Genomic DNA, 2,588 nt, shown 5'->3' on the forward strand with positions numbered 1-2,588 from the left:
TGGCTATTTCGGTCTGACTGTGCCAGGTATTTCGGTCAAAATGTGCCAGTCTGAGAGATGATACAATATTATAAAAAAAAAGTTATTCTGCTTTCAAAATATCTCTTCTTAAAGAAGGCCCATTCAAGTCGATTCGATGGGAAGAGTTTACCAGTCGGTCGAGTATTGCATCAGCAATTGTTCCTTCCCCGATGATGTCATACCAAGTAGATACCGGTATTTGTGATGACACAATTGTTGTTTTTTGGTTGTATCGGTCATCTATTATATCCATTAGCGTTTCACGATCATGTTTGTCAAGGGACTGAAGCCCAAAATCATCTAACACCAAGACATCTGTATTTGCGAGCTTGTTGAGTTCCTTAGTGTATGTGCCATCCACTTTAGAGAGCTTAAAACGCTTAAATAAGCGTGAGGTGATGGTATAGGATACTTTATATTCCATCATACAGGCCTGATGAGCCAGGGCTTGTGCCAGGTAGCTTTTCCCAACTCCAGAAGGCCCAGTGAAGATGAGATTCTCCTTTCTTGCAATAAAGTCAAGAGAAGAGAGCCTTTGGAACATGTTTTTGTCCAGTTGTCTGCCTGCTTGGTAGTTCACGTCAGCAATGGTGGCTTTTTGGCGAAATCCGGCTTGTTTAAGCAATCGTTGTATTTTCTTGTTTTGTCTTTCCTCCCATTCATGGTCGGTAAGTAAAGCCAGATAATCATCAGGCGTTACATCTGTTAATTGGTTGTTTTTTACGTGCTGTAAGTGTAATTCAGCCATGGCATTGATCCGCATTTTTTTGAGTTTTTCAACTGTTTGATTGTTGTTCATGACATTTGATTTTTACTTGATTTACATTTCTATTTATAAGCTGAAGCACCCCTGATATTACTGTGATATGGGATATGTGTTTGTGCTTCATCTTCTAAGTTTCCAGTGTATTTATCCAGATTGTTTTTGAGGATGTTTTTAATCCGCTTGTAAGAGTACGTTCCTGCATTTAAGGCTATATTACAGGCATTGTTTAATCGTTCTGAGCGGTAATCGCGGTGCAATTGGATAATGCCCATTGCTCGCTTATAGACTGTTTCGGGATATGTACTTTCATTAAAGAGTCCATCAATGAGAGCCAGTACATGTTCCCCATGCTTAGAAGCCTTCTCTTTAAAATAATCAGGACTCCACTGATAATAAGCTTTATGTGTGCTGCACAAATGATCTTCATTTGTGGTATAGGCTCCCGGAGAAGGATTGCGTTTATGGCTGGCAATGCGTTCATGATTATAGAAAACCTCTACAGTTGATTTGGTGTATTGTATTTGAGTCTGCCTACCGATGTAGCGGTAAGGAACACTGTAGTAGTTCTTGTCTGGTGAAAAAAAGACATAACCGATTTTTTGCACCTTGGCTCTGCGATAATCTTTTAACTCATAAGAAGTCTCTGGAAGGGGTTTTAGGCATTCCCTTTCTATGGATTGAAACAACTCACGTCGGCTGGCTTGCCGATGCTGGAGCAAAAGATCATTATAGGAGTCCAAAAGCCTTCTTATTTCTCTATTCAGATCTTCTAGGGAGAAGAACGTCATATGGCGCAAAGGATAATATATGCGCTGATAAGCAAGACTTACGGCATTCTCAACCAAAGCCTTATCTTGTGGAGAGTAACCACGGGTAGGATTAATTACACAGTTATAATGGCGCGCAAAGTCCTTGAATGAGCGATTTATCTCCGGCTCGTATTTACAGGCTCTTGTGACTGCCGATTTTAGATTGTCAGACACAATGGCTTTAGGGACGCCCCCATAGTAGGACAATGCATTCGCCATGCAATGTATTAAATCTTCACGTTTTTGGCTAAGGCAAGCTTCTACATAGGTATATTGGCTCTTGGGCAAAATGGTGACAAAAACCTCAACAGGAGTGATCTCGCCAGTTTCCCGATTAACAATCTGAAGTTTCTTACCAGCAAAATCAATATATATTTCATGACCCGGTTTATGTTCAAGCTTCATAGAGCCTTTCTCCTTAGGGTACTTTCGATGATAATGCTCCATGAATTGAGTGTAGCTATATGGCTCTTTTGACTGATCCCGATACTCTTTGTAATGAAACAGAAAAGTAAATCCGGGATAATCACGCTGCTGATTCATAGCCTCAAAGTAGAGCATCAGTTCATTATAGCGCAGATTTTTAATGGTTGTGTGAGATGGGAAAAGTTTTAGTAGTTCGCAGTTCTCCAGCGCAAGCAGTTCTTCTTTACTGTGTTTACTGGCATTAAATAGCTGCACATAAGAATTTATTGTATTGCGATGAATGCTAAGGATGTCGCTAATCTTGCGATTGCTTAATCCATCCAGGTGAAGTGTGAGAATCTGTTTTAAGTCCATAAGATCAAGTGTATTGGCCATAACGCTTTTTTATTTGCGATATAGCAGTTTTATCTTGATCTCTCAAACTGGCACAAGTCGAACCGAAAAAGTTGGCACAAGTCGAACCGAAATACTGGTGCAAAAATGCCAAAAATAGTGGCACATTTTAAACCGAAATCACTGGCACAATGAAACCGAAATCGGTGGCACATTTTGAACCGTTATAGCCA

General features: G+C 40.2%; 2 protein-coding genes. Both read right to left on the reverse strand.

The annotated features are described in order from the left end of the window. Positions 1 to 82: 82 nt before the first annotated feature. Positions 83 to 820, reverse strand: coding sequence for an IS21-like element helper ATPase IstB (istB, locus tag CJ255_RS25150; RefSeq protein ID WP_097646147.1), 738 nt, complete (start codon positions 818 to 820; stop codon positions 83 to 85). A 29-nt stretch (positions 821 to 849) separates the two neighbouring features. Beyond that, the gene (istA, locus tag CJ255_RS25155; RefSeq protein ID WP_097646148.1) at positions 850 to 2,397 is read right to left on the reverse strand and encodes an IS21 family transposase; all 1,548 of its coding nucleotides are present in this window, start codon (positions 2,395 to 2,397) and stop codon (positions 850 to 852) included. Positions 2,398 to 2,588 lie beyond the last annotated feature (191 nt).

This window comes from Candidatus Viridilinea mediisalina (genome assembly GCF_002532535.1).
In the GTDB taxonomy this organism is placed as follows: domain Bacteria; phylum Chloroflexota; class Chloroflexia; order Chloroflexales; family Chloroflexaceae; genus Viridilinea; species Viridilinea mediisalina.